The 16,420-nt window shown below is 36.6% G+C and carries 20 protein-coding genes; 10 read left to right on the forward strand and 10 right to left on the reverse strand.

The annotated features are described in order from the left end of the window. Positions 1 to 80: 80 nt before the first annotated feature. Positions 81 to 698, forward strand: coding sequence for a peptide-methionine (S)-S-oxide reductase MsrA (gene msrA, locus ELS83_RS04105; protein WP_216616363.1), 618 nt, complete (start codon positions 81 to 83; stop codon positions 696 to 698). Between the two features lie 165 nt (positions 699 to 863). Next, positions 864 to 1,541 carry a hypothetical protein gene (locus ELS83_RS04110; protein ID WP_171594258.1) on the forward strand — a complete coding sequence of 226 codons (678 nt, stop codon included), beginning with the start codon at positions 864 to 866 and terminating at the stop codon, positions 1,539 to 1,541. Here ELS83_RS04110 and ELS83_RS04115 read toward each other — a convergent pair. The 4 genes from ELS83_RS04115 to ELS83_RS04130 form a co-directional block, all read right to left on the reverse strand. Further along, positions 1,499 to 2,575 carry an AMP-binding protein gene (locus tag ELS83_RS04115; RefSeq protein ID WP_171594259.1) on the reverse strand — a complete coding sequence of 359 codons (1,077 nt, stop codon included), beginning with the start codon at positions 2,573 to 2,575 and terminating at the stop codon, positions 1,499 to 1,501. The genes ELS83_RS04110 and ELS83_RS04115 overlap by 43 nt on opposite strands. Beyond that, positions 2,575 to 3,618, reverse strand: a complete 1,044-nt coding sequence (locus ELS83_RS04120; protein ID WP_171594260.1) for an o-succinylbenzoate synthase — start codon at positions 3,616 to 3,618, stop codon at positions 2,575 to 2,577. Before ELS83_RS04120 ends, ELS83_RS04115 begins: the two co-directional genes overlap by 1 nt. A 20-nt stretch (positions 3,619 to 3,638) precedes the next feature. Beyond that, positions 3,639 to 4,541 carry a 1,4-dihydroxy-2-naphthoate polyprenyltransferase gene (locus tag ELS83_RS04125; protein WP_171594261.1) on the reverse strand — a complete coding sequence of 301 codons (903 nt, stop codon included), beginning with the start codon at positions 4,539 to 4,541 and terminating at the stop codon, positions 3,639 to 3,641. Between the two features lie 140 nt (positions 4,542 to 4,681). After that, positions 4,682 to 5,050: a hypothetical protein gene (locus ELS83_RS04130; RefSeq protein ID WP_171594262.1), complete on the reverse strand. Its 369-nt coding sequence runs from the start codon at positions 5,048 to 5,050 to the stop codon at positions 4,682 to 4,684. Between the two features lie 201 nt (positions 5,051 to 5,251). Here ELS83_RS04130 and ELS83_RS04135 point away from each other — a divergent pair, with 201 nt between their 5' ends. Then, positions 5,252 to 7,156 (forward strand): sensor histidine kinase, encoded by a 1,905-nt coding sequence (locus ELS83_RS04135; RefSeq protein WP_171594263.1) that lies wholly within the window; start codon positions 5,252 to 5,254, stop codon positions 7,154 to 7,156. Continuing rightward, positions 7,153 to 7,728, forward strand: a complete 576-nt coding sequence (locus ELS83_RS04140) for an HD domain-containing protein (protein WP_171594264.1) — start codon at positions 7,153 to 7,155, stop codon at positions 7,726 to 7,728. Before ELS83_RS04135 ends, ELS83_RS04140 begins: the two co-directional genes overlap by 4 nt. Here the strand turns inward: ELS83_RS04140 and ELS83_RS04145 are convergent, their stop codons facing one another. The 6 genes from ELS83_RS04145 to ELS83_RS04170 form a co-directional block, all read right to left on the reverse strand. Next, positions 7,729 to 8,220 carry a GNAT family N-acetyltransferase gene (locus ELS83_RS04145; protein ID WP_171594265.1) on the reverse strand — a complete coding sequence of 164 codons (492 nt, stop codon included), beginning with the start codon at positions 8,218 to 8,220 and terminating at the stop codon, positions 7,729 to 7,731. It lies immediately after the preceding gene. A 124-nt stretch (positions 8,221 to 8,344) separates the two neighbouring features. Continuing rightward, positions 8,345 to 9,169 (reverse strand): 1,4-dihydroxy-2-naphthoyl-CoA synthase, encoded by an 825-nt coding sequence (gene menB / locus ELS83_RS04150; protein WP_171594266.1) that lies wholly within the window; start codon positions 9,167 to 9,169, stop codon positions 8,345 to 8,347. Next, positions 9,166 to 10,863, reverse strand: a complete 1,698-nt coding sequence (menD, locus tag ELS83_RS04155) for a 2-succinyl-5-enolpyruvyl-6-hydroxy-3-cyclohexene-1-carboxylic-acid synthase (RefSeq protein ID WP_171594267.1) — start codon at positions 10,861 to 10,863, stop codon at positions 9,166 to 9,168. Before menD ends, menB begins: the two co-directional genes overlap by 4 nt. A gap of 119 nt (positions 10,864 to 10,982) precedes the next feature. Beyond that, the gene (locus tag ELS83_RS04160) at positions 10,983 to 12,092 is read right to left on the reverse strand and encodes an isochorismate synthase (RefSeq protein ID WP_171594268.1); all 1,110 of its coding nucleotides are present in this window, start codon (positions 12,090 to 12,092) and stop codon (positions 10,983 to 10,985) included. Between the two features lie 2 nt (positions 12,093 to 12,094). Then, positions 12,095 to 12,544, reverse strand: a complete 450-nt coding sequence (locus ELS83_RS04165; protein ID WP_171594269.1) for a PaaI family thioesterase — start codon at positions 12,542 to 12,544, stop codon at positions 12,095 to 12,097. 74 nt (positions 12,545 to 12,618) lie between these two features. Then, complete coding sequence (locus tag ELS83_RS04170; RefSeq protein ID WP_054717246.1) at positions 12,619 to 12,810, reverse strand: cold-shock protein; 192 nt, start codon at positions 12,808 to 12,810, stop codon at positions 12,619 to 12,621. Positions 12,811 to 12,980: 170 nt separating this feature from the next. Here ELS83_RS04170 and ELS83_RS04175 point away from each other — a divergent pair, with 170 nt between their 5' ends. The 6 genes from ELS83_RS04175 (at position 12,981) to ELS83_RS04200 (ending at position 16,415) form a co-directional block, all read left to right on the forward strand. Next, positions 12,981 to 13,139, forward strand: a complete 159-nt coding sequence (locus ELS83_RS04175; protein WP_171594270.1) for a hypothetical protein — start codon at positions 12,981 to 12,983, stop codon at positions 13,137 to 13,139. Between the two features lie 215 nt (positions 13,140 to 13,354). Then, positions 13,355 to 14,392: an aspartate--ammonia ligase gene (asnA, locus tag ELS83_RS04180; RefSeq protein WP_171594271.1), complete on the forward strand. Its 1,038-nt coding sequence runs from the start codon at positions 13,355 to 13,357 to the stop codon at positions 14,390 to 14,392. A 160-nt stretch (positions 14,393 to 14,552) separates the two neighbouring features. Next, on the forward strand, positions 14,553 to 15,077 hold the full coding sequence (locus tag ELS83_RS04185; RefSeq protein ID WP_171594272.1) for an SRPBCC family protein: 525 nt from the start codon (positions 14,553 to 14,555) through the stop codon (positions 15,075 to 15,077). Positions 15,078 to 15,084: 7 nt separating this feature from the next. After that, a complete protein-coding gene (locus ELS83_RS04190) occupies positions 15,085 to 15,639 on the forward strand; it encodes an SRPBCC family protein (RefSeq protein ID WP_171594273.1) in 555 nt (184 codons plus the stop codon). A gap of 17 nt (positions 15,640 to 15,656) precedes the next feature. Then, a complete protein-coding gene (locus tag ELS83_RS04195) occupies positions 15,657 to 15,872 on the forward strand; it encodes a YgaP family membrane protein (protein WP_171594274.1) in 216 nt (71 codons plus the stop codon). A gap of 171 nt (positions 15,873 to 16,043) precedes the next feature. Further along, positions 16,044 to 16,415 (forward strand): DUF3795 domain-containing protein, encoded by a 372-nt coding sequence (locus tag ELS83_RS04200; RefSeq protein ID WP_171594275.1) that lies wholly within the window; start codon positions 16,044 to 16,046, stop codon positions 16,413 to 16,415. Positions 16,416 to 16,420 lie beyond the last annotated feature (5 nt).

Here is a 16,420-nt window from a genome sequence, read left to right on the forward strand (position 1 = left end):
CTTTAAGATCTTTTAACTTTGATATCAGATATCCAAACACTATCTTTAGAATGATTATAAATAACTAAAAACCGGATAGTATGAAAAAGTTAATAATAGTAGCTGCTCTTTTCATTTCCGGAGTATCATTCGGAAAAACAAGTATGAATACGGAAAATCAATCAAAAAAAATGGAAATAGCAAGCTTTGGTGCTGGTTGCTTCTGGTGTGTTGAAGCAATATTTCAGGAACTCAGTGGCGTTGAAAAAGTGGAGTCGGGATATATGGGAGGAGAAACAAAAAATCCAACCTATAAGGAAATTTGTACCGGAGAAACAGGACATGCCGAAATATGCCAAATTACATATGATGCAAATGTGATTAGCTTTGGGGATCTGCTCGAAGTGTTTTGGCAGACACATAATCCAACCACTCTTAACAGGCAAGGTGCTGATGTTGGAACTCAATATCGATCGGCAGTATTTTATCATTCAGATGAACAAAAAGAACTTGCCATGACTTATAAAGAAAAACTAAACAATTCCGGTGCTTGGGATGATCCTATTGTTACCGAAATTACTCCTGCTTCAAAATTTTACATTGCAGAAAACTACCATCAGGATTACTTTAATAACAATTCGAACCAGCCTTATTGTAGTTTTGTGATTAAACCAAAAATGGAAAAATTCAAAAAAGTCTTTAAAGACAAATTAAAATAGAGTATGCACCTTAAGGGTGCATTTTCTTTTATTCCCACCTTCCGCAAACGTGTGCGAAACTTTAATTTTTGCTCTCAATCAAATCACATAACTTATTATCATCAGAAATATAGATGTTCAGTTCATTTCTATGTATTTTTATAATGGACAACTAAAAATAATTCTATGAATAAACTTTTACCCCTATTACTTTTTGTATTTACAACTACAACTGCTTTTTCTTCTTCTATCAAATCTGAATCTCAGTTTCCAAATTATGGAATCATGCAGTATTTTATTCCTGCTAAAAGTTCTCTTAATTGTATCAATAAACCATTGATCTATACGAATGAGAAGTTTCTACCTGGCAAAATCATCACAAAGAGCAATGAAGTGATTACGCCCAGTGGCTTGCGTTACAATATTGTTGAAGATGTAATTGAATGTCAGTTCAAAACACAACACAGCAGAATATCAGCTCCACAAAAATTAAGCGAGGTTGAGATTGATGGCACTCATTATGTATATAAAAAATTTGTACACAAAGGTGATTCGCTTAGCGGATACCTTCAACAAATTCATTCTGGCACAAAAAACCTGTATGTTAAGCATTTATTTCAGGCTCCACACTCTCAAAACGATAATTGGAATATCAAGAAAATATTCTTTGTAGAATATGCTGGAAATTTGCCTAAAAAAGTAAATTCGTTAAAAACAGAAATTAATAGAATTTATGAAGGCAAAGAAAGTATGGCTAATGCATTTATGAGAAAAAACAACTACAGTTGGAATGATGCTAAAGCTCTTATTAAACTGGTTTCCTATTTAGATAAATTAAGTAGTGATAATGTAGCTTCACGCTGAATTTTGCCTGTTGAGGTTCTCTTGAACTCTTCCAGATAAAATATTTCACGAGCCTGTTCGTACTTTTCGAGCAGGCTTTTCATTTTCTGTGTCAATTCAATTTTTTGCTTTTCATCGAAATCTATCGATTCAATCAAAAGAATCAACTTCTGCCCCAAATGTTCATCGGGTATCCCAATAAGGTAAAACGGACAGTTAATGATACTTTCAAGCTTCTTTTCAATCTGTTCTGGAAATAGCTTAATTCCTCCTGAGTTGATCACATTATCAAATCTTCCTTGCCATTTAAATTTCGACTCACTAATTAGATGTACTACATCATTGGTTAACAATGGCTCGCTGATAATGTCCGGGGCATCGATAAACAGACAGTTACGATCATCAATTGAAAATTTTGCCTTTCCCATTGCCTGGTAATTATCCGATTTATGAATGCCATTAAGTGGACGTATGGCAACATGAGAAACTGTTTCCGTCATTCCATAACCAATAAAACAGTGGGTTGACAAAGTCTGCAAATCCTGCTCTAATTTTTGATCCACTGCTCCTCCTCCAATCAAAAGCTTTTTTACCAAATGCAATCCACTCCTACCATTCAGTGAATTTCTAAGTTGCAAAGGAATCATAGCAGCAAAATCAATAGTTGAATTTATACTCCTTAAAGGATGACCATCAGGGCTAACAGGAATCAGGTTCAATTGCCAGGCAAATGCACGAACAATCATCATTTTACCGGCAATAAAATTGGCCGACAAACAAAACAATGCATTTTGTCCTTTTGCAAACTCAAAAAATTCGCCAGTAAGCTTTGCCGAGTTTAGCATCTTTTGTTTAGAAAGATACATTTCTTTCGGAGTTCCAGTAGAACCTGAAGTTTTTGCCCTAACCTGATCCGAATCATTCAACCATTCTAAAATGAACCTACAATAATCGCCCTCCCACTCTTCAACAGAACCGGATATTTTATCATTACAATACTCTTTTAGAGCGATTTCATTGTAATGTATGCCGTTTATAGTAAGTTCCCTATTCATTACACTTTATCCCAATTTAATTGACAATCATATTTTAAAAATCCATGATTGATGCATAAAGGCGATTCAATATTGTTTGTGTAAAGCTGCCCTGTTCCAAGTCCTTGCGGCATGGAATTATTCAAAGTGTAGGTCCACTGTGCAATCGCATTCAAACCGATATTCGATTCCAGGGCAGATGTAATCCACCAGGGAATATTACGCTCATTGGCAAGATCGATCCACTCCTTACTGCCTTTGATTCCTCCCAGAAGACTCGGCTTTAAAATAATATATTGAGGTACAATTTGGTCCAATAAGTCAGCTTTCGCAGATAATGAATAAATTCCAATCAGCTCCTCATCCAGAGCAATTGGCAAGGGTGTGATTGAACACAATTCGGCCATCTGCTTGATCTGACCCTGTTTGATCGGTTGCTCAATAGAGTGTAAATCGAACTGAGCAAGATCTTTTAACTTTTGAATCGCTCCATCCACCGAAAAAGCGCCATTTGCATCTACCCGTAATTCAACTTTATCAGCACTAAAATCTTTTCTGATCGATTCCAATAATCGAAGCTCCTCATTGAATTCGATGGCACCAATCTTCATCTTTATACATTTGAAACCAGCCTCCAGCTTTTGCTCAATTTGCTCTTTCATGAAGGAAGCTTCTCCCATCCAAACCAATCCATTAATTGGAATTTGGGCTTTTCCTTCAGTAAAATCAGAAGGAAATAAGATCTTCTTTCCTTTTGTTTTGAAATCTAAAAATGCAGTTTCCAGTCCAAAATAGATCGATGGCCACTCTTTTAAACCCTCTTCGAGGTAATACCAGAAGTCATCAATTTGACTACACACTTCCTGTATTTTATTTTCATATCCTTCACGATCATCCGGACTTAAACCTTTAATAATTGAGCATTCACCAATCCCCACAACATCGGGTTGATTATCGTCCCACAAGCGAATAAACCAAGAATCCTTTTGTGTGAGAATTCCTCGAGATGTGCCACTTGGGCGTTTAAAATGCAGAGGATAATGTATATAATCAGCTTGTAGCATTTTCTGCTTTCTTTATTTGTTTATAAAACCAATCCAAATCCAAAACTTAAACTAAACAGCAAGGTTGCTAATGCCAGTTTTTTTAATTCTGGATCTAATTCCTGTGCAATTTTGTTTTTAGAAACAACCATCATATTTCTAATCAACAATGGAAAACTTATTAAAAACAACAGTTGAAACACAGAAGTCCAGTGAATAAAAATATAAGCACAAGCGGCAAGCATTGCTCCTGCAATAAGAAACAAATGGTATTTTTTTGCAAATAAGGCTCCAATTTTAACCACCAGGGTTTTTTTGCCGGTTTTAGAATCGTTTTCAATATCACGCATATTGTTCAAATTCAGAACTCCTACGCTCAAAAACCCCACCGAAATGGCTGGTAAAAGCAAACTTAAGTTTAAAGTTCCTGTATGCAAAAAGTAAGTTCCCAGAACCCCGGCCAGGCCAAAAAACAAGAACACGAATAAATCTCCAAAACCACTATATCCATATGGATTTTTACCTACTGTGTAATTAATTGCAGCACCAATGGCCAACAAGCCAACTCCCAGCATTATTAGAGCTTGGGTATGGTTTAAAAGCTGTAATGCTTCCCATAGCAACCATAAACCCGCAGACAACGATAACAGCACAAAAACAATTACCATACGAGTCATTTCTTTTTTAGAAATAATACCACTTTGGACAGCTCGTTCAGGGCCTATCCGATTTTCATTATCGGCACCCGAAATTGAATCTCCAAGATCATTTGCCAGATTAGATAAAACCTGTAAAAATAAGGTGGTTAAGGTGGCCAATAGGAATATCTTAACACTAAATTTCCCATCAGAAGCAGCCAATAAACTTCCCAAAAAAATATTCGAAAGTGCAAGAGGTAGTGTTCTTAATCTGAATGCATGAATCCATGCTTTCGTTTTACTCATAAGGTATCTGAATTATATTGGAGAGTAAAGATAGGAAATTTAGCCGTTTTCGAAGGTGTTTATCACCAAGAGCACATACACATAAAAAAAGCGATGCACAGCACCGCCCTAATTATTGACTAAATAATTGATATGAAAGGTTACGATTCTAAATCAACAGTAATAACGCTGGCAAACTTCTTTGATACCTCGATATATCTCTCTTTGAAATCATCATGTTTGATGTATTCTTTGATTTGATTTTGCCATCCATCTGCTTCTGCAGATAATTCCATGATTCGCTTTTTATTTTCGATATTGTTCTGATTGCGTTTTTCTTCCTCAACAACATCAATATATTGCTCAACCCAGTTTTCGTAACGAGAAATAAAATCATCTCTTTCTTCAGGAGTTGAATATTTATTCATATTGATATCAGCATAAGCTTCGGTTTCTATTAAGGCTGCTGCACCAATACCTAATCCTATTTTTTTAAAAAATGCTCTTCGGGAAGTATCTTGTTTTTTCATAAATTTAATTTCAGACTTACAGGTCTTAAAACTACTATTTAAATTCAGTTTAAAAAAGAATAGTGGTGAAAAAATCCTCCCTTTTTTCTAAAAAACGAACAGATAATGTTCCCCTTTTTTACATGAACAGACCAACACATTGAAAATCACTATTATTTAAGCATGACAAATTAGCGCATTATCCAAACTCATATGCTTTTCATGCGTAGAATATTCGCAAACAACCATCTTTTAAATATGAAAGCTATCCAAACATTAATCTTGCTGGTATTATTTCATGTTCAAGCATTGGGATTCGGGCCAGAAAAGAACAACAAAGAATACAACGTTTTGGTCTTACACAGTTACCATCAAGGTTTGGAATGGACCGATAGTATCACCAGTGGCATATTAAGCGTTTTCGATAATCGAAGCGATATCAATCTTGTATTTGAGTATCTCGATACCAAGAGAAATTACAATGAGGAATATAAACTTGCCTTGAAAAACATTTACAAGGTGAAAGCCAAACAAATTCCATTTAAAGCAATTATTGCCTCCGATAATGCTGCTTTTGATTTTTTGATGGAATATGGCAATGAATTTTATCCCGATATCCCGGTTCTTTATTGCGGTGTAAACAACCTGGATACAAAAAAACTAAAAGATTATCCAAATTTTTATGGTTTCGGCGAGCGAGCAGATCATTATGGAACCATTTCATCCATTCGAAAAATATTTCCCAATCGTAAAAATGTACTGATTATTAACGACAATACCCTAACAGGGCAATCCATTAAAACAGAACTGGAAAAAGTTAAACACTACTTCGACGAAGATTTAAATTTTGAGATTGTCTCGGAATTTACGCTTGAAGATATTCAAAAGAGAGTATCAACCCTGGATGATTCCTATGTGATTTACCTATTGGTATTTAACAGGGATATGAATAACAAATTTATATCTTACCGAAACGGTATCAATAAAATTAAAGAAAATACAAAAGTGCCCATTTTTGGCTCCTGGGATTTTTATCTTGATAAAGGTTTATTTGGAGGGAAAATTACCAGTGGTTACGATCAGGGGAAACATGCTGCCACATTAGCATTGAAGGTTATTTATGGCTCTTTTACAAAAGATATTCCCCAGTTCGAATATCTCGATAACACCTACATGTTCGACTACGAGCAGATGATCGATTTTGACATCAGCGCTATTGATCTTCCCAAAGGCAGTATGATTATCAACCAGCCGAACGACAGAGATTTAATACTGAAAATCAGCATTATTAGTGTAATCGTTTTAACAATTATCATTTTTAGTTTGTTGATTTGGTTGAAACTGAAGCAAAACAGGGCCAAGGTTCTCACAAGGTTAGTTTCGGAAAAAACTTCGGAGCTAAATAAAACCAATACTGAATTGAAACAGGCCATTACCGATAAGGATAAATTTTTCTCGATACTGGCACACGATCTTCGGGGTTCTATTGGTGTAATTCTTGGAATATCCACCCTTCTAAACGATGAAGATTTTAAATCTGATCCAGAAGAAGATGAACACCTTGAAAAGGATTTATTACATGTTGCTACCCAAACCAATGCTTTACTTGAAGATTTGTTTTATTGGGGGGTAAATCAATCAAAAGAAGGCCCAACCATCGAAAACTCGGAGTTTGATATTAATAACATTCTTCTTGATACATGCAAAACCTTTAAAATCAACCTTGGAAACATTTCATTCAAAACCAATTTAGAAGAAGATTTAATGGTTAATACAGATAAAAACATTTGCAAATTTATTCTCAGAAACATTGTGCAAAACGCCATTAAATTTAGCCATGATAATGCTACGGTTACCGTAAGTAGTTTTGCTAAAAACGATGATGTATGTATCTCTGTGCACGATCATGGAATTGGAATGTCGCGGGAAGTAGTAGATAGCATTTATCAAAAATCGCCAATTCGAAAAGAAGGTTTATCGGGACAAAAAACAACTGGAATGGGACTCTGCACGGTAATCGACTACTTGAAAATTATTCATGGCGATTTGCAAATTAAGAGCAAAGAAGGCGAAGGTTCAACATTTACTATTATTTTTAAAGGAAATAATAATACTTTTCCAAAATGAGTAAAATTCCAAGCAGAGCAGAAGCCTTAGATTTATTAACTACATATACTAAAAGTCCGAGTTTAATTATCCATGCTAAATCTGTAGAGGCCTGCATGAGATATTATGCACGCAAACATGGCGAAGATGAAGAAAAATGGGGAATCATAGGTTTGGTCCATGATATGGATTGGGAACAATTTCCTGAACAACACACAAAAAAAACCCGCGAAATACTTGAGGCTGCCAATTGGCCTGAAGAATACATTCGAGCTGTTGAAAGTCATGCTTATCTTACTTGTACCGATGTAGTGCCAGAATCTTTAATGGAAAAAACCATTTATGCGGTTGACGAATTAACTGGTTTGATACGAACTACTGCTTTAATTCGCCCCTCAAAATCGGTATTGGATGTAAAAGTAAAATCGGTAAAACGCAATTGGAAAAACAAACGCTTTGCTGCAGGAGTTGACAGAACGGTAATAGAACGAGGTGCCGAAATGTTGGGCATCGAAATTCCCGATTTGATTCACGATTGCATAGAAGCCATGAAAGAGGTGGCAGAGGAAATTGAGCTGAAAGGAGAATTGTAGTTACACTTCTCTCCCATAGTAAACATGTGAACACCACTGCCCATCGATATTGGCAATATTAGGCAGACAAGCCCATTGTTCAAATCCATACTTTTCGAGCAATTTAATACTGGCTGTATTGGGTTCCAGTAAAATGGCAAACAGGTGTTTGATATTGTATTTGGGTGCTTGAGTAATGGCAAAATCCATCAGTTGAGAACCAATGCCTTTCCCCTGGTGCTTGTTGTGCAGGTAGTAACTCACCTCAACTGCGGTTTGTAGCGCTCTTCTTCCTTGTCGGTATGGAGAATAACACATCCAACCAATAATTTCATTCTCGTCTTCAGCTACAAAAACAGGATACCTTTCGGGAGTATGAGCTGCAAACCAACTTTCACGCTCCGACATTTGAATCTCCTCCAAATCTGCCGTACAAAATCGTTTGCGTACAGCCTGGTTGTATATCTCGTTAATGACTGGTAAATCTGTTTGGGTAGCTAGTCGGATATGCATGTTGAAAAGGGTTTAATCACAAAGGCAAACAAAGCTAATCGCTCGGTAACACAAAGAAAAACTTGCTTAGCATCTGGAAGATACCAAGCAAGTCATTTATCATTAATAATTCATCATTGAATTACTATCCTGGGAATTTAGGGAACTTTTGGAATTCAGGATCGCGTTTCTCAAGGAATGCATTTTTGCCTTCCTGCGCCTCTTCCATTAGGTAATACATCATGGTTGCATCACCTGCAAATTCCATTAATCCACGCTGACCATCTAATTCTGCGTTCAAGCCACGCTTGATCATACGAATTGCCATTGGGCTACGCATCATAATGGTCTTACACCACTCAACCGTTTCATCTTCCAATCTTTCCAATGGAACAACAGTATTTACCATTCCCATATCTTCGGCTTCTTTTGCTGTGTATTGCTTGCAAAGGAACCAAATTTCACGCGCTTTTTTCTGACCAACGTGACGAGCCAAATAGTTCGAACCAAAACCCGCATCGAAACTACCTACTTTAGGACCAGTTTGACCGAATTTTGCATTATCTGAGGCAATGGTTAAATCACAAACTACATGAAGTACGTGACCTCCACCAATAGCATATCCATTTACCATTGCAATTACAGGCTTAGGAAGAGAACGAATTGCCTTGTGCAAATCCAATACGTTCAAACGAGGTACTCCATGCTCGTCTACATATCCACCAACACCTTTTACATTTTGATCACCACCCGAACAGAAAGCTTTGTCTCCTGTACCGGTTAATACCACAACACCAATATCGCTGCGCTCGCGGCAAATATCCATAGCATTCAACATATCAAAGTTAGTTTGTGGACGAAATGCATTGTACACCTCAGGACGATTGATGGTGATTTTAGCAATTCCTTCGAAAAATTCGAACTTAATATCTTCGTATTCCTTAATGGTAGTCCAGTTTCTAGTTGTCATACCTTCTCTTTTATAGTTTTAAAATAATTGATTAGCACTTGATCGTTTATCGTTCTTGGCGTTTTAATTTCAAGAACGGCAGCTTTTTTGTTGGCTGCATAGAATTCTGGCAGAATATCTTCTACCTCTTTTTCGTTTTCGGCGTAAAAATAATCTAAACCGTAAGTTTCTGCCAATTTATCTGCTTTGTATTCCTGTACGGTTTCGAAATATTCTTCCAATTCCTCTACGCCCGAAGGACCCGATATGAACCTGAAGATTCCTCCTCCTCCGTTGTTTATTAATATCACTTTAAGATTTGGCCCCAGGTATTTGTTCCAAAGTCCATTAGAATCGTAAAAAAAGCTGATATCGCCCGTAATTAGCGTAGTAGTTTTGCCATTTACAAAAGCTGCTCCTGCAGCTGTTGATGTACAGCCATCTATTCCGCTGGTTCCACGATTCGAATTGTAACGCAATTGATCGGATGACTTAAAAAGTTGAGCATATCGCACCACCGATGAGTTCGCCAATTGTAAATTACCTCCAGCAGGAATGGAACTCAAAATCTTCTCAAAAGCTTTTAGATCGCTCCATTGCAGGCCATCCAAATATTGATTGTGTATGTTTCCAACTTTTGCGTTTCTCTCTTTCCATAAAGAAGAATAGCTGCTTGCTGTATGATTCAAAGCTGGCACCAACTGGCGGAAAAATGCCAATGGAGAAACATCAATATGCGAGGTCAGGTTCTTAAAGGTATCAATAAAATGATCTTCTTTGCCAACAAACCAATGTTCCTTTGGCCTATACTCTCGTAGAAATGCTTTGATCATTTTCGAAACCAATGGCCCTCCAAAATTGATCAGCAAATCGGGTTGAAAATCTTTTTTCTCCTCCTCTTTTATCGAACATACCACACGATCGATACAAGGCAGAAAATCTTCCCCATGTACATTGGAAACCGATTCTGTCATAACCACAACATTAGGCTTCTTGGCCAATTGCTGTAATAGTTCGCCTAGCTCAGCTTGCTCGTGCAGCAATCCGGCCAATATCAATATTTTCTGATTTGAATTAAAAACCTCAACCAGTTCTTCAACACTTTCATCACTTAAATAATCAATGGCACTTACTTTTCGAATTACCCTTTCGTCCATGTCTGGATATTTCTTTACCCCATACAGTGGCTCGCGCAAAGGAAAATTGATGTGCACCGGTCCTACTCGTCCCGATTGTGCCCTTGACAATGCCTCATTCACCATACGGTTCAAATACCAGCAATCATCAGGATTATTGGCATCCAATGGCAATTGGTAACTGCCTTTTACAAAGCCTTTGAAAATATCGGGCTGTGGTATGGCCTGGCTGTCATCTTGTCCAATCCATTCTGTTGGACGATCGGCAGAGATTACCACCAAAGGCAATCGTTGATAGTAAGCTTCGGCAACTGCTGGTCCATAATTTAACAAGGCAGTACCCGAGGTACATACCAAACCAACCGGCTTTCTGGTTTGTTGAGCAATTCCCAATGCAAAATAGGCAGCACTTCGCTCATCAACAATCACCAAACTTTTAATTCGTTCATCTTTCGCAAAGGAAATACTCAAAGGGGCATTTCTCGATCCTGGAGACACAATTACATACTCCATTCCTTTTGCCCAACAGATATCAATTAATTCTTTTACACCTTTGATATCCGAGTAGTTTCGTTGCATTTGTTTTGTCTTTTCTATAGTCGAGCTAATATCTGAGTTCATATGTAAGCAATCAGCTAATTTCTGAGATCTTTCATGGCCGATCTCAATCATCTATGCCAAATTTAAAACAAATTCGCTTATTTAATCACATTAAGCAAAGTTTGCGCCTTAAAACATGTTTCCATCCATTCTTTTTCGGGCAACGAATCGGCAGTAATTCCACCACCAACAAAAAGAGCCATACTGTTCTCTAAAACCTTCATACTTCTTAGGTTCACGAACAAAGACAAATCTCCATTCTCCTCAATTGGCCCAAGATATCCGGCATAATATTCCCGATCGTGATTTTCAACCCTATGTATCAAATCCAAAGCCAGATCTTTCGATAAACCACAAACGGCAGGTGTAGGGTGCAAATCCTTTACAAAATTTGAAAGCTCTTGATTGTTAATTTCAGCCCTTGTTTTAAAAAGCGTTTTCAAATGCACAATATTGCCTGCTGCTGCAGTACGAGGCCCATCAGTTTCAACATCTTTAAGCTGATATTTGTCGAAAACCGATTGTATGTATTCTACCACATATGCCTGTTCATCAATCTCTTTTTGTTCCCAACTTATATTTTCCAGCTTTCGCCCATCTAATTTTTGTGTTCCGGCCAATGCCATGGTTTCAAAAGTCGATTCACACTTACGAACCAATCTTTCAGGTGTGGCTCCTATCCACAAACCAACCTTTGGAATATCTACCATAAACACAAAAGCTTTTGGATAAGTATCGCGTAAATTTAAGAAGGAGGATACAGCGTCTTTTCGACCTTTATTTTCTAACAATTCAATTCGGGAAAGAATCGCTTTTTCAAGTTTTTCCCCTTTTAGGTCTGCAAGCATGAATTCAATCTGTGCTTGATACTCTTCCCTCGAACTGATATGCAAATCGTCGTGATTCTGGAGAGCAATATCAGCTTTGCTTTTTATCAGCTGAAGGCTTTCTTGATTTATTTTCGAGATTTCTCGTCGAATAAAATGAGATTGATACTTCTCATTGGCATGAAAAGGTGCAAACACAAAGCCTGATTTAGCAAAACACTCTTTTAGTTCATCGTATTTTTCGGTTTCTCCTTCAATTTGAGCCCCAAATTCCAGTGTATTAGAATCGGGTCTTGTGAACGCATAAAATGCAATATCCTTCCCTAAACAAACATTCAAAAAATCATGAATATCTATATCTTCCCCCTCGATAATGCTCATGTTTATTTTTTAATAATTACATTGGTTATTCGACAAACCGAAACCAATTTTTCCTGTTCATTCAATACATTTACCTTAACAATGTGGGTCATTTTTCCTTTATGAATAAAGCTGGCTTTTGCAGTAATTTTACCCTTTCGCAAACTCCTGATATGATTGGCGTTGATTTCCATTCCTTTCACGTCATAGTTTTTTAAATCGGTATGAATTACTGATAGTGCGCTCCCAACCGATTCTGCCAAAGCCAGTGTGGCTCCTCCGTGAAGTATTTTCATTGGCTGCCAGTGATTCGATGTAACCTCCATTTCGGCCACCAAATAATCCTTACCAACTTCGGTATAAATAATTCCCAAATGCTCCATTAAAGTTTCGGTACACATTTGGTTTAAATTTTCTAATGCTTCGGTACTATTGATCATTCTACAAAAATAATGTTTTCGTTCATACTTCATCTACTCCTTGGGTATAGAGCCAAAAAAAGCTCAATCTAATTGAGCTTTACTTAGGAAAAATATTTTTATAAATATTAGTCAATTTTTACATTAACTGCATTTAATCCTTTTTTTCCTTCTACAACATCATAAGTTACGTTATCACCTTGGTCGATTTTGTCGATCAAACCTGTAACATGAACAAAAATGTCTTCTTGTGTTTCACTGTTTTTAATAAAACCAAAACCTTTAGTTTCATTAAAGAATTTTACTGTACCTGTAGGCATTACTAAAAAATTTAAAATTATTACGTAGTAAATGTACGTAATTTGATTTAATAACTAAACAAATATCAGATTATTTTCAATTTTATTGATGAAGAATTAGCATAAAGCTTACAATTGCTGATATTCAGAACGATATAAATAATAATTTTATATCAAAATAGCTCGATTTAATGAACAGAAAATCGGTTTCTGTAAAAATGACTTTTGGTGCTTTAAATATAAATCCTACATTTGTAGGCAAGAAAGACAACAATATGATACAATCGAATAACAATAATAATCTTTTCAATAATTTGATGAATAATTCATCGAAAATGGGAAGCTTATAGATGTTATCGACAAAATATATTACATGAGCCTTCCCAATTTGGGAAGGCTTTTTTTTTTGAACTAATGGTACAATTTTTCAACAATAATAATAACAATAATAATTCTCCCCCAGGGTGAGGAAGTTGCATTGTTATACCATATTTCAAGCCTTTCTCACCAAACGAGAAAGGCTTTTTTATTATCAACTTATTTCTATTAATTAAAATTTAAAATCATGAAAAACTTAATTATTCCTAAAGCTTACAAAAGTGTTTTAGATCCTGATGCAACTGAAAAAGCGATTAAATTTATTAAGGATCAGTTTCAACTTCAACTCTCTTCGGAACTTAAGCTCCGAAGAGTTACCGCACCTATGATTGTACTAAAAGGTACAGGTTTAAACGATGACCTGAATGGTATTGAACGGCCTGTAGCCTTCCCGATTAAAGGTCTTGGCGAACAAACTGCCGAGGTGGTACACTCATTGGCAAAGTGGAAACGTTACATGCTTGGTGAGCTCCAAATTCCAATTGGTAAAGGTTTATATACCGATATGAATGCCCTACGTCCTGATGAAGATTTTACCAACCTTCATTCCATTTATGTAGATCAATGGGATTGGGAAAAATCAATTGGCAAAGAAGAAAGAAGCCTTGATTTTCTGAAAAGAACAGTAAAACAGGTTTATGCTTCGATGAAACGAACCGAGTACATTTTAAGTGAATATTATTCTGCTTTAACACCACAGTTGCCAGAAGAAATTACATTTATCCACTCTGAAGATTTATTGGAGAAATACCCCGATTTGAGTCCAAAAGAGAGAGAAACCGAAGCCGTAAAAGAGTTTGGTGCCATTTTTATTATTGGGATTGGAGCACAATTGAAAAACGGTGAACCACACGATGGCCGTGCTCCCGACTACGATGATTGGATTACTCCCTCACTAAACGGATACAAAGGCTTAAACGGTGATATTATTCTTTGGAACCCTGTTCTGGAGCAAGCTTTCGAAATTTCATCGATGGGTATCCGCGTAGACGAAAAAGCATTGCTTGAGCAGCTTGAAATTAAAGGTGAGGAAAAACGCAAAGAGTTAATGTTCCACAAAAAATTACTGGCCGGAGAATTGCCTTATTCAATTGGTGGTGGAATTGGTCAGTCACGACTGTGCATGTTCTTGTTGCGCAAAGCTCATATTGGCGAGGTTCAGTCGAGCATTTGGCCCGATGAACTAAGAGACACATGTAAAAAAGCTGGAATTATTTTCTTATAAAATTAGATTCCCTGCTCAACAAGAGTCCCTTCCCCCCAGGGACTCTTTTTTGATACATACCAGATCTATAAGTCTGATTTTTATTATCTTTAATGTATTGCATTTTTATGATCCGAAAAGGAGAATTACCACTTATCATTACTAACTAAAAATCGACACAATGAAAACCTTTCTTTACATTATTGGAGCAATAGTACTAATTGTTGGTGCACTGCACTTTATGGCGCCAAAAACCTACCAGGTTGACAGAAAAATTGTTGTAAACCAAGAAATTGAAACTGTGTTTAAGAGTTTATGTTCTTTGAAAGAACAACAAATTTGGTCGCCCTGGGCCGAATTAGATCCAGAAATGAAAGTTACTTACAACGGCACCGATGGTAGTGTTGGATCTTTTACCTATTGGATTGGGAATAAGGATGTAGGCGAAGGAGAGCAAGAAATTATCAAAATTGAACCAAATTCTTATATCGAAACCGAATTAAGATTCATGAAACCATTTGAATCGACCAGCACAGGTTACTTTGAACTAAAACCCGTTGCCGATGGAACAGAAATTACCTGGGGACTTAAAGGCGATAGTTCATTCCCAACTACCCTTTTCATGGTATTTATGGATATGGATGAGAATGTAGGTCCCGATTTTGAAAAGGGATTAGCAAAATTTAAGGCTTATATCGAAAAATAATTGACTTATGAAATTCTTAAAAATATTTGGGATCATTCTTCTTGTACTAGTCTTGGGATTCCTTTCCATTGGTTTATTTTCAGGCAAACAGGAATACCAGGCAGAAGTGAAAATCTACAAGCCCGTAGCGGAAGTATTCGCATTATTTAACGATCAGGAAAGCTTACTTAAATGGTTACCTGAAGTAAAAAGCTTTGAACCCATTAAAGAAACGCCAAATAAAGTAGGCAGCGAATACAAAATGCTAATCGATAACCAGGGACAAGTGATGGAAATGCACGAAACCCTCACAGGCTACAAAGAAAATGAAATGATCGAAATGGTTTTTGTAGCCGGATGGATGACAAAAAATAATCATTTCACCTTCGAAAAACTAAACGAAGGAACTCTATTAAAGGCAAGTTACACGGTTGAAGGAAACAATATTTTTGCAAAATCGATGTTTGCTTTCTTTGGCAGTATGTTCAAGCAAATTGATGAAACGAATTTAAACCGCTTTAAAGATTTTGTCGAGTCGCAAACTGCCTTGCAAAATGAAGAAAAAGTAGAATCCACAATTTAAAAAGAGATAGATCTGTTATGAAAAAAAATATGGGTACACTCGATCGTGTATTAAGGGTAATTGTATCAGTTACATTGGCAATTCTCTATTTTACCGATATTATTACCGGAACACTTGGGCTAATCGTATTTATTTTTGCCTGTGTAATGTTTCTTACCAGTCTTGTTGGCAATTGTCCGCCTTACACATTAATGGGAATCAATACCTGCAAAGTGAAACCAAAAGAGCAATAAAAAAATTCGTGCCAAACATCGTCCCCGAAGAACTTATTTTCGGGGATTTTTTGTATTGTAAAACATCTTGAAAACTCTGATTTTCTTAATTATATTTAAACAAAACATGATGCATTCTTGCAATCAAAATCGGCATGCTTGAGTATCATAAATAACAAATCCCAGCGAGCTATGAACAGAATTCAAGACAAAGATCGAATTGCCTATTGTGGAGTAAACTGCTCAACATGCCCGGCATATGTTGCCACACAAAGGCAACAGGAGAAGGTAAAGGTTAGAATTGCCAAACTGTGGTCTGATGAAGATCACCAATATGAAGCATGTGAAATTACATGCAAGGGATGTCACGAACCCTGGGGACAAAAATTTCGACATTGTGCTGAGTGTGCCGTAAGAGAATGTGCCAGAAAAAAAATGTATGGCACTTGCGCCGAATGTGATGAATATCCGTGTAATAAACTAAACGACTTACACAAAACGCTGGATAAAAAAATTGCACGCATCAATCTCGACGATTTGAGACAAAATAATAAAGCTGGTTAATTCCA

The sequence above is a fragment of the Marinifilum caeruleilacunae genome (assembly GCF_013141825.1).
Taxonomy (GTDB): Bacteria; Bacteroidota; Bacteroidia; order Bacteroidales; family Marinifilaceae; genus Marinifilum; species Marinifilum caeruleilacunae.

What these genes read in the sequence shown, in the direction of transcription:
- msrA (WP_216616363.1), top strand. Translation starts at nt 81, where the DNA reads ATGAAAAAGTTAATAATAGTAGCTGCTCTTTTCATTTCCGGAGTATCA.
- ELS83_RS04110 (WP_171594258.1), top strand. Translation starts at nt 864, where the DNA reads ATGAATAAACTTTTACCCCTATTACTTTTTGTATTTACAACTACAACT.
- ELS83_RS04115 (WP_171594259.1), bottom strand. Translation starts at nt 2,575, where the DNA reads ATGAATAGGGAACTTACTATAAACGGCATACATTACAATGAAATCGCT.
- ELS83_RS04120 (WP_171594260.1), bottom strand. Translation starts at nt 3,618, where the DNA reads ATGCTACAAGCTGATTATATACATTATCCTCTGCATTTTAAACGCCCA.
- ELS83_RS04125 (WP_171594261.1), bottom strand. Translation starts at nt 4,541, where the DNA reads ATGAGTAAAACGAAAGCATGGATTCATGCATTCAGATTAAGAACACTA.
- ELS83_RS04130 (WP_171594262.1), bottom strand. Translation starts at nt 5,050, where the DNA reads ATGAAAAAACAAGATACTTCCCGAAGAGCATTTTTTAAAAAAATAGGA.
- ELS83_RS04135 (WP_171594263.1), top strand. Translation starts at nt 5,252, where the DNA reads ATGCGTAGAATATTCGCAAACAACCATCTTTTAAATATGAAAGCTATC.
- ELS83_RS04140 (WP_171594264.1), top strand. Translation starts at nt 7,153, where the DNA reads ATGAGTAAAATTCCAAGCAGAGCAGAAGCCTTAGATTTATTAACTACA.
- ELS83_RS04145 (WP_171594265.1), bottom strand. Translation starts at nt 8,220, where the DNA reads ATGCATATCCGACTAGCTACCCAAACAGATTTACCAGTCATTAACGAG.
- menB (WP_171594266.1), bottom strand. Translation starts at nt 9,169, where the DNA reads ATGACAACTAGAAACTGGACTACCATTAAGGAATACGAAGATATTAAG.
- menD (WP_171594267.1), bottom strand. Translation starts at nt 10,863, where the DNA reads ATGCAACGAAACTACTCGGATATCAAAGGTGTAAAAGAATTAATTGAT.
- ELS83_RS04160 (WP_171594268.1), bottom strand. Translation starts at nt 12,092, where the DNA reads ATGAGCATTATCGAGGGGGAAGATATAGATATTCATGATTTTTTGAAT.
- ELS83_RS04165 (WP_171594269.1), bottom strand. Translation starts at nt 12,544, where the DNA reads ATGAAGTATGAACGAAAACATTATTTTTGTAGAATGATCAATAGTACC.
- ELS83_RS04170 (WP_054717246.1), bottom strand. Translation starts at nt 12,810, where the DNA reads ATGCCTACAGGTACAGTAAAATTCTTTAATGAAACTAAAGGTTTTGGT.
- ELS83_RS04175 (WP_171594270.1), top strand. Translation starts at nt 12,981, where the DNA reads ATGAACAGAAAATCGGTTTCTGTAAAAATGACTTTTGGTGCTTTAAAT.
- asnA (WP_171594271.1), top strand. Translation starts at nt 13,355, where the DNA reads ATGAAAAACTTAATTATTCCTAAAGCTTACAAAAGTGTTTTAGATCCT.
- ELS83_RS04185 (WP_171594272.1), top strand. Translation starts at nt 14,553, where the DNA reads ATGAAAACCTTTCTTTACATTATTGGAGCAATAGTACTAATTGTTGGT.
- ELS83_RS04190 (WP_171594273.1), top strand. Translation starts at nt 15,085, where the DNA reads ATGAAATTCTTAAAAATATTTGGGATCATTCTTCTTGTACTAGTCTTG.
- ELS83_RS04195 (WP_171594274.1), top strand. Translation starts at nt 15,657, where the DNA reads ATGAAAAAAAATATGGGTACACTCGATCGTGTATTAAGGGTAATTGTA.
- ELS83_RS04200 (WP_171594275.1), top strand. Translation starts at nt 16,044, where the DNA reads ATGAACAGAATTCAAGACAAAGATCGAATTGCCTATTGTGGAGTAAAC.